General features: G+C 40.2%; 6 protein-coding genes. 5 read left to right on the plus strand and 1 reads right to left on the minus strand.

From position 1 onward, the window contains the following. Window positions 1-3 precede the first annotated feature (3 nt). From H561_RS0104930 to H561_RS0104950, 5 genes are all read left to right on the plus strand, one after another. Window positions 4-3,396: a hypothetical protein gene (locus tag H561_RS0104930; RefSeq protein ID WP_027386004.1), complete on the plus strand. Its 3,393-nt coding sequence runs from the start codon at window positions 4-6 to the stop codon at window positions 3,394-3,396. A gap of 5 nt (window positions 3,397-3,401) precedes the next feature. Further along, on the plus strand, window positions 3,402-6,944 hold the full coding sequence (locus tag H561_RS22025) for a DUF6443 domain-containing protein (protein WP_051349304.1): 3,543 nt from the start codon (window positions 3,402-3,404) through the stop codon (window positions 6,942-6,944). 10 nt (window positions 6,945-6,954) lie between these two features. Then, complete coding sequence (locus tag H561_RS0104940) at window positions 6,955-7,260, plus strand: hypothetical protein (protein WP_034761338.1); 306 nt, start codon at window positions 6,955-6,957, stop codon at window positions 7,258-7,260. Window positions 7,261-7,506: 246 nt separating this feature from the next. Further along, window positions 7,507-8,511: an RHS repeat-associated core domain-containing protein gene (locus H561_RS24470; protein ID WP_394330839.1), complete on the plus strand. Its 1,005-nt coding sequence runs from the start codon at window positions 7,507-7,509 to the stop codon at window positions 8,509-8,511. Next, window positions 8,508-8,861 carry a hypothetical protein gene (locus H561_RS0104950; protein WP_027386007.1) on the plus strand — a complete coding sequence of 118 codons (354 nt, stop codon included), beginning with the start codon at window positions 8,508-8,510 and terminating at the stop codon, window positions 8,859-8,861. The genes H561_RS24470 and H561_RS0104950 overlap by 4 nt, the downstream gene beginning before the upstream one ends. 95 nt (window positions 8,862-8,956) lie before the next feature. On the opposite strand, the gene H561_RS22030 is transcribed toward H561_RS0104950, so the two are convergent. Continuing rightward, a partial coding sequence (locus H561_RS22030) for an integrase core domain-containing protein (RefSeq protein ID WP_034761341.1) occupies window positions 8,957-9,265 on the minus strand: 309 nt, incomplete at its 5' end.

Consider the following 9,265-nt stretch of genomic DNA (forward strand, 5'->3'; position numbering starts at 1 on the left):
CACATGAAAAAGATAACAACTGTACTTATCGCAAATGCATTTTTAAATATTTACGGGCAGAAAATGGATCATATCCAAAATATAACCCCGCAACCTCCTGAAATAAATGCTATTTTAAAATCTTTTGAAACTCCTGTATCACTATATACCGGAAGTCCTGACATTTCGGTTCCTGTTTACAGCATTAAGGAAGGAGATATTAATTTTGATGTACGATTATCTTACAATGGTACAGGTATAACTGTTGGAGAACGATCTTCATGGGTTGGTTTGGGATGGAATTTATCCGTTCCCACTCTTGTAAGAAATGTAAGACAAGTTCCTGATGATCTTCCTCAAGGGTTCTTTTATGAAACTCAATATACCGTTGATAATGTTTATAATTTGGAAAGTACCATTGGGCCTAATGTTCGTCTAACTGACATTCCTTCAGTTTGTCCACAATGCAGTACTATAGGTACTCGATTCAGAGAGGGACAACTGGATTTAGAGTCCGATGATTATAGAATAACACTTCCTGACGGGAAAAGTATTTCCTTTATGGTTAATCAGGAAAGAGATACACAGCATCCGATTGGGCATATTGTACAATTTCCCGACTCCGATTATAAGATTAACTATGTTACCTCTTCCGGGAATTGGGAAATCACCAGCCCCCAAGGGTTTCAGTATATATATAGTATGGGTAATACAATAATCTCACAACATACCTATACGATTGGCGGAACCTCAATAGGCACTGAAACACCGGTAAAAGATCAGACATACAGAAGCACTTGGGCTTTATCAAAAATAATAAGTCCCAATAACCGTACTTTGAATTTCGAATATGATCCTGTTTTGTACGAAGATTGCGACCTCGTTAACCAAACAAAAACAGTTGCAGTTGATGAAACTGCTTTCCCTGATGACGGAAGAAATGTAGTTTACACCAATTATTCCAAAATTAAGGGTAGAAATTTATATATAAGCAGAATATGGGGAGATTTTGGAGAGGTTCTGTTTAATAAAGACGGGCGTTTGGATTACACTACTTATGGTAAAAAACTAAACACTATTGAAATAAAAAATAAAGCAGGCCTAATAAACAGGGTGTCATTTGATTATGATTACATGACCAGCATGTCATCTTCACCAAAATATACCTGCAACAGATTTGAGAATGATAATGATATTTCTAAAAGATTGATGCTAAAGAAAATCATATTCAATTCTGAAACTCAAAAGCCGGTATCCTATCAATTTAATTACAATACCTTGGCTTTACCCAACCGTTTGTCTTTTGCAAGAGACTGGTGGGGATATTATAACGGACAGGACAATAATCCTGGCCTGACACCAAGTATTGATGTGGTAATGACAGAAGAAAATAACAGAGATGTGAAGCCTGCTTTTACAAAAGCAGGTTCTTTAGAAGAGATCATTTATCCTACCGGAGGAAAAACCAAATTTCATTTTGAAAGCAACAGAGGTATTTTTCATGATTACAATACTTCACTGCAACAAAAAACCCATGATATTATTCCGTTTATTGTTCAAGATCATCTTTTTTCAACTAATGAGAATACTACGCCGATGCTTAATAAGGTATATCAATATCCCCTAACAATTTCAGCAAATGAAGCAACAACTAAAGGAATGCAGCCTGTTGAAATATTTACAACTACAAACCAATGTATTTACCCGGCTGAATCACTTCCCTTAAGCAATAGCTGTTCTATTTATTATTCCGTTATCGATAATAATAATGAAATTATTATCCCAAAGTCCTTACTGAGAAATGATGTATCAAGAACATTAGAAATCCCAAAAAATAAATTAACTAATGGGTTGAAATTAAAAGTTGAATTATACTCAGGAAAAGCACTGCCTTACACTCAGGTTTTTGATTATAACCAGCATGAAGCTACAATCAGCTTTAAAAATAAGGTAATCGATACCACATTGGCTAAAATTACCCCATATGGTACCGAAGTCCCATTTGGAGGATTAAGGATCAAAAGGATTGAAAATTATGAAAATACCCTAAATCCAGTTATAAAAGAATATGACTATAAAGCTGAAGGTATTGAAACCGGATTATCTTTATTTGAGCTGGATTTTCTTCAAGCAATACCAGGTAGAACGTTTATGGCTTCGCAAAGCAGGTTTCCTATGCAAACAGGAAACGGATCTTTAATTTCTTATACAGAGGCAAAAGAATTCAGAATAAATCCTATTAACAATGACCGCAATGCTATTTCACATGGTTTTGACAACAGGTATATGTGGGGAAGCTTTTCAGGTTCTTGTTTCTTTAATAATGGCATTGGTGATGGTTTGCAATCTGCTTCAGTTCCCTGTTATGAGCATCCAATGAATGGTAAATCAAGATCTGTTAATTACGCAGATAAACAGATAGAATTGTATGATTATCAAGATGTCATGACTGCAGGTAAAAATCTACACTTAGTGTATGGAATGGATTTCGACAGGGTAATCAAACTTAAAGATTATACTTATATGATGACGGGGCCAAACCAAGTCTATTTAGGAGCAGAATTCTTTTACTATAAATTCAAAAACTTTGATGATCCCGATTATTCTAAAGAAACAAAGGACTATTTGAACGGAAAAGAACTTATTACTAAAACTGAATATAAAAGCCTGCATCCCAGCCATCACCAGATGACGAAAGAAAAGGTAGAACTGCCGGATGGCACAGTAACCGAAACCAACTACGGCTACGCCCACGAGAAAGGCAACCAACTGATGATTGACCGGAACATGATTGGCATTCCTTTGGAAACCACTACGACCCAGACCAAAGAAGGGGTGACCAAAACCTTAGGGAAAACCGAAACCCTTTATCCTGCCTCGGTTCCTACACCTCAGGCCGGCAGCCTGCTCCTTCCGTTATCCGTAAAATCATCGGACCAGCTGACGGGGGTAATGTCCACGGAAGCTTCTTACGATAAGTACGACGAAAAAGGTAATATTCTTCAGTACACGACCAAGGATGGCATTCCGGTAACGATAGTCTGGGGCTACAACAAGACCCAACCGATTGCCAAGGTGGAAGGGATCACCTATGACCAGCTGACTTCCCTGGTTTCCCCGACTGCCATTGTCACGGCTTCCGATAATGATGCGGCGGACCCTGCCAAAGAAGGTTTGCTTCTGGATGCCCTGAACAGCTTCAGGAAAAACAGCCAGCTGGCGGGTATGAAAGTAACCACGTATACCTACGACCCGCTGATCGGGGTAACCTCGATCACCCCGCCATCCGGGATCCGCCAGGTGTTTGCCTATGATGCGGCGAACAGGCTTAAGGAAACGGGAGTGAGAAGCAAAAACAGTGCGGGAGCTTACACCGATAAGAAGGCTGCTGAATATAAATACAACTATAAGCCATAATAACCATGAGAACCGAGATACTAACCAAGACACTTCCGGTGCTGGCCATCGCCCTGGCATCCATGTCCTATGCCCAGACCAATACGGAGAACTATGTGCAGTCGAAAACCTGCCTTAATGACGACTGTACGAAAGTCTCTGAAGCCATTACCTATTTCGACGGCCTGGGAAGGGCCAAACAGATTGTCAGCGTCAAATCCACCCCTGCCGGGAAAGACCTGGTCACCCCGGTGACCTATGACGGGTTCGGGAGGAAGGTCAAGGATATCCTTCCGGTCCCTGCCCCTACCCAGAACTCGATGATCCATACCGGGATCGTGAATGAAAGCAGTGCCAATACCTATTACGGGGTAAGCAATGCCTATTCTGAGAAAGAGGTGGAGAACTCACCCCTGGACCGGGTCCTGCAGCAGGCTGCCCCGGGGGAGCCCTGGAAGATGAGCGCCGGGAAGACCCAGAAGCTTTCCTATGATGCCAATTTGGGGAACGAGGTAAAGAAGTTCAGGGCGGTTACCACTCCCAGTACCGTTAATAACGTGTCCACCGGTGTTTCCGCACTGTCGGTTTCTACAGAGAATTCCGGCTATTATCCGGCTGCTACATTGTATAAGAATACCGTAACGGATGAAGATGGGAACCCGGTCACGGAGTTTAAGAGCGGCCAGGGGCAGACGCTTCTGGTCAGAAGGAATGACGGCGGTCAAAATGTAGACACCTATTACGTCTACAACGACTACAACCAGCTGGCCTATGTGCTTTCTCCCAAAGCCGTGCAGCAGATTGCCCAGAACAATACGATAACGGATGTTGTTCTCAATGAGCTGTGTTACCAGTACCGCTACGACGGAAGGAGCCGCCTGGTAGAGAAAAAGCTTCCGGGCAAGGACTGGGAATGGATGGTCTATGATAAACAGGACCGCCTGGTACTGAGCCAGGACGGGATCTTAAGAACCGCTGTCAACACCTTTAACACCAGGGGCTGGCTGTTCACCAAGTACGACGGTTACAACCGGACCGTGCTTACCGGGTTCTATCCCAGTACCGAATCGCGCACGGCGGTACAGGCATATTTAAACAGCCTGCCTGCCGATACCCTGAATAACGAAGACCGTGTCCCGAATCCTGTAGTGATCAGTGGCATGAATGTATATTACAGGAACCTGGCGTATCCTTCCACCGGAACGGTATTGCTTGGGATTAACTATTATGACACTTACCCGTCGGAAGCCCCGGCCATTCCGGCAACGGTCCTGGGACAATATACTTTGGGCCAGGCAACGGGCGCAGAGAACGATGCCTCGACCAACAGCCTTCCCACGGCTTCCTATGTAAGGAACATCGAGGATACCAGGTGGACGAAGAACTACCCCTATTACGACACGATGGGAAGGGTGGTTTTCACCCATTCCATCAACCACCTGGGAGGCCGTACCCAGACAGAATCCAAACTTGATTTTGCAGGGGCAGTCCAGCAGAGCATTACCCGGCATAAAAGGCTTGCTGCCGATACGGACAGAGTCATCACGGAAAACTTTACCTATGATTCCCAGAACAGGCTGCTTACCCATACCCATCAGATAGACAGCAATACCCCTGAAATCTTAGCGCAAAACACCTACAATGAGCTTTCCCAGCTGAGTAATAAGAAAGTAGGGGGAACGGTAGCTTCAAATCCGCTTCAGAGCATTGATTATGCGTATAACATCCGGGGCTGGATGACCAAAATCAATGACCCGAAGAACCTGAGCGGGAAGCTCTTCGGCTATGAGATCAAATACAACCAGGTGGAAGGGCTGGAAACACCCGATGCTCTGGATGCCGGCTTAAAAGTGCTCCCAAGATACAACGGGAATATTGCCGAAGTAGACTGGAGAACCAATACCGTCCAGGGAGACCACCTGAGAAGATACGGTTATGTGTACGACAGGCTCAACAGGCTATCGGCAGGATTCTACCAGAAGGATACCAATCCTTCAGCCAAGGAGTATTTCGAGAAAACGGATTATGACCTGAACGGGAATATCTCCCATCTGAAAAGATCGGCGGAATCCCAGCAGGGCGCACCGGCATTTTTGATCGATAATCTTACGTATGTATATGAGCAGCAGGGAAACAGGCTGAAATCTGTTACCGATGCTTCAACGGTGTATGACGGATATCCCGACACCTCCGGCATTGCCATTCCCTACGACAATAACGGGAACATGACCTCCCATGAAGATAAGGGGATCCTTCAGATCAAATACAACTTTTTAAATCTTCCCGATTATCTGAAATTTAACAAGTATGTTTCCCGGAGAGGGAAGATGTATTACGTCAACACCAATTATACTTATCGGGCAGATGGGGTAAAACTTTCCAAAATACACAATTATTTTATAGGGAATACCCTTGCAGGAGCAGTAACGTATACGGATTACCTGGATGGTTTCCAATACAGCACTGACCAGAATTTATCGATCAGTCCGGACGGAATCTTACCTATGGATTTACAGTTTATGGCTACCGCAGAAGGGTATTATGATTTTGTGAAAAATAAGTATATTTACAACTATGTTGACCATCTGGGAAATGTACGTTTAAGTTATTTCAAAAATGGCAGCAGCACAGAAGTTCTTGAGGAAAACAATTACTATCCGTTCGGATTAAAGCATGAAGGCTACAATCCTTTGGTAGGAAACCCTTCGTACCAGTACAAATACAACAGCAAGGAACTCCAAACGGAAAGCGGAATGTACGATTACGGTGCAAGGTTCTATATGCCGGACATCGGAAGATGGGGTGTGGTGGATCCGTTGAGTGAATTACAATTTGAATATACTCCATATGCATATGTAAATGGAAATCCCATTGGATTTAATGATCCTACAGGAATGATCGGAGAAGATCCTGATCCAAAAAGGATATATGGACCTAAAGGGGGTAAATTAATTGAAGAAGTTGTTGTACAAGCCCCGTTAAAACCGATAAATACTTCCCTTTCCTTTATGGGAATTAACAATCTGGATGCATATCATGCGTCTGAAGATAGATTGGCCGCAGGTATTAGAGGAAGTAAGGCAGCTCTTGCAACAGAAAAATTTGAAAGAAACCTTGCTTTTGCAATGGGTACTTTTATAATGGGTGGAAGCAATATCGTAGCTTCAGCTGGCTGGGTTACCTTTGATACTTACATGAGTTATCAAGATGAAAAAGCTCAGGACGCTGTTGGGAATATTCAGCTCATGGCAATGCTTATTCAGGCAAGTCATGGTAATGCTTCTGGAATAAATAAATTAATTAATCTTGGAAAGCAAGGAAAACATATAGTTGGACATAATAATTATACAATAGGTAGAAGTATCTTAGTTGAAGATGCACAAGCATTATTAGATGCTTTCCATTCGGGAAATATTAAATCTTCAAGAGTAATTAATAATGTTAAAACACAGGTTGATTTTGGAAAAAACATTGGTACGGTTATAAAGGATGGTGTTAATGTACCAACAACAAACGGAATTATACATAATTCTAAAACAGGAGCGCATATAGTGCCTTCAAATCCTTAAAATTTAAATTATGAATAAAGAAATAGAACTTAGAAGAGAAGTGTTAATATCCATACAAAGAGCTTTATGGGGTATGATATATCCTGAAATCAGAGCAATTGCAGTAGGATATGAAGGAAAAAAAAGACTTAAAGTTATTTATTATCTGGATAGAGAACCCAATGAAGAAGATTATGAGAATATAAGCGAGGTAACAGCAGAAATATGTGCAGATATTGATTTTCAAGAAGTGGAAGAGCTATGTATATTTACAAAAGAACCTATTAATAAGTTGGATAATCTAGTTTCTTGGGTTTATATTCGAAAAGAATATTAATTATATTTTTAACTGATTTATCATACTCGACAAAATCAGAGACTTATTCCAATACATGATAAATATATTAAGGCAATACTACTGATTGCATTTATAGATAAGATGGATTGAAGCATGGAAAAAAAAACATGACCAATTTGCTTTGTAATAAAATTTAGGTTATAGTAAGAAATGTACGCTTAAGTTATTTCAATAACGGTCAGCAGCACAGAAATTCTTGATGAAAATAATTACTATCCGTTCGGATTGAAGCATGAAGGCTACAATCCTTTGGCAGGAAACCCATCTTACCAATACAAGTACAACGGAAAGGAACTGCAAACGGAAAGCGGCATGTATGATTATGGTGCGAGATTCTATATGCCAGATATAGGGCGTTGGGGTGTTGTAGATCCGCTTGCGGAAGTAAATAGAGCCTGGTCCCCATATCGTTATGCTTATAATAATCCTTTACGTTTTATTGATCCAGATGGGAGATTAGAAGATTGGTACGAAGATGATCAAACAGGTAATATAGCATGGCATGATGGTAGTGCAGAAAGAGCTGGTCAAACCAATCTTACTCAAAAGGCAAATGGAGGTTCTATTTCCATAGTTGAAGGTGGCAATAATAATATCTTAAACAGTGACGGAAGTATTACTAGAAACGGAGAAACAATAACCAATGGTTATGCTACGACTACCTCTCTTGGAAGAACAATAACTTCCCGAAATCCTTGGGAAGCCATAGTAAATGCTTCTGGTGATGCTGGTGGAATTACTTGGGATAGTGATCTTGTAAGAGGGTTTACTGGAGATTTTGTAAATGTTGGCGGTGGATTTTCTGGAATTGCTGGTGGAGATGGTGGAACTAGTTGGGAGGCGAATTGGGTTGTTCATGGTCCTGAAGCTAGTTTTTTGCCTGCTATTACGACAACTCCATCTGTTGGTGGTGGTTATAGTACAGGAGCAACTATTAATATAGGTAATGTAAATTATACTGGTGATGCTTCAAACATTACACGAAGTATGTTAGTTACTAATTCCGCTAAAGGAGATGAGCCGACAGATTGGGTTTCTGTTGGAGGGGCTTTTGCAGGCAAAGGAGCAGTTACATTTGGTCTAACAAAATTAAGTGATGGAAATCAATTAATAAGTGGTCAAATGAATATCGGTGTTGGTGCGCCAGCTGGACCAGTACCTGTAAATGCAGCAGCTGGATTCTCAAATACATACATGATAAAAGATTTTGGAATAAAAGCTAAGAAATGATAAAAAGAAAATATATTTTATTCATCGTTTTTTTTACTATTGTTATAGTATCTTATTTTTACAGTGGAAATCATTTGCAAAAAAAAGGCACAGATAATTTTATAAAATTTAATAGTAGTAATTTAAATGATAAGCTTATAGCTACAGATTATTATGCCAAAGGAGTGAAAATTATTTTCAAAGATGATGAATATGTTTTTTACCCACTTACAAGCTCTTTAAATAACAATAATATTTTTGAAGTAATTGCTGAAGCAGGTGATAGTATATATAAGAAACCATTTCAAAAAATATTAATTTTAAAAAAGAAAAACGGAAAAGAATATAAATATAATTTTAGAGAATTTTAATTAAAAGAGAGCCAAATTATTGGTTCTCTTTTTTTTATTTAAGGACTAAGATTTACATCATATCCTACTGACCTCCCCCCGATATATGGAACAGTCTAAATTAGAGAAATTTGATTTTTCTGACTGTTAATGATGAATTCATTTGGTGTTAAATTTCCTAACGAACTATGAGGTCTGTAGCTGTTGTAATCTTCTCTCCAGACATCCAACTTCTGCTGTGCATCTTCTAAGGAGAGAAACCAATTTACATTAAGACACTCATCGCGTAATGATCCGTTAAAACTCTCAATAAATGCATTATCAGTAGGTTTTCCCGGTCTTGAGAACTCCAGTTCTATTTTCTTTTCATAAGCCCATCTGTCTAATGCTTTACTGATAAACTCAGGTCCATTATCAATTTTAAT

Origin of the sequence: Chryseobacterium gregarium DSM 19109, from assembly GCF_000430845.1 — a bacterium.
GTDB lineage: Bacteria > Bacteroidota > Bacteroidia > Flavobacteriales > Weeksellaceae > Chryseobacterium > Chryseobacterium gregarium.

Coding starts and splice junctions, on each gene's coding strand:
- H561_RS0104930 (WP_027386004.1), top strand. CDS start 4: ATGAAAAAGATAACAACTGTACTTATCGCAAATGCATTTTTAAATATT.
- H561_RS22025 (WP_051349304.1), top strand. CDS start 3,402: ATGAGAACCGAGATACTAACCAAGACACTTCCGGTGCTGGCCATCGCC.
- H561_RS0104940 (WP_034761338.1), top strand. CDS start 6,955: ATGAATAAAGAAATAGAACTTAGAAGAGAAGTGTTAATATCCATACAA.
- H561_RS0104950 (WP_027386007.1), top strand. CDS start 8,508: ATGATAAAAAGAAAATATATTTTATTCATCGTTTTTTTTACTATTGTT.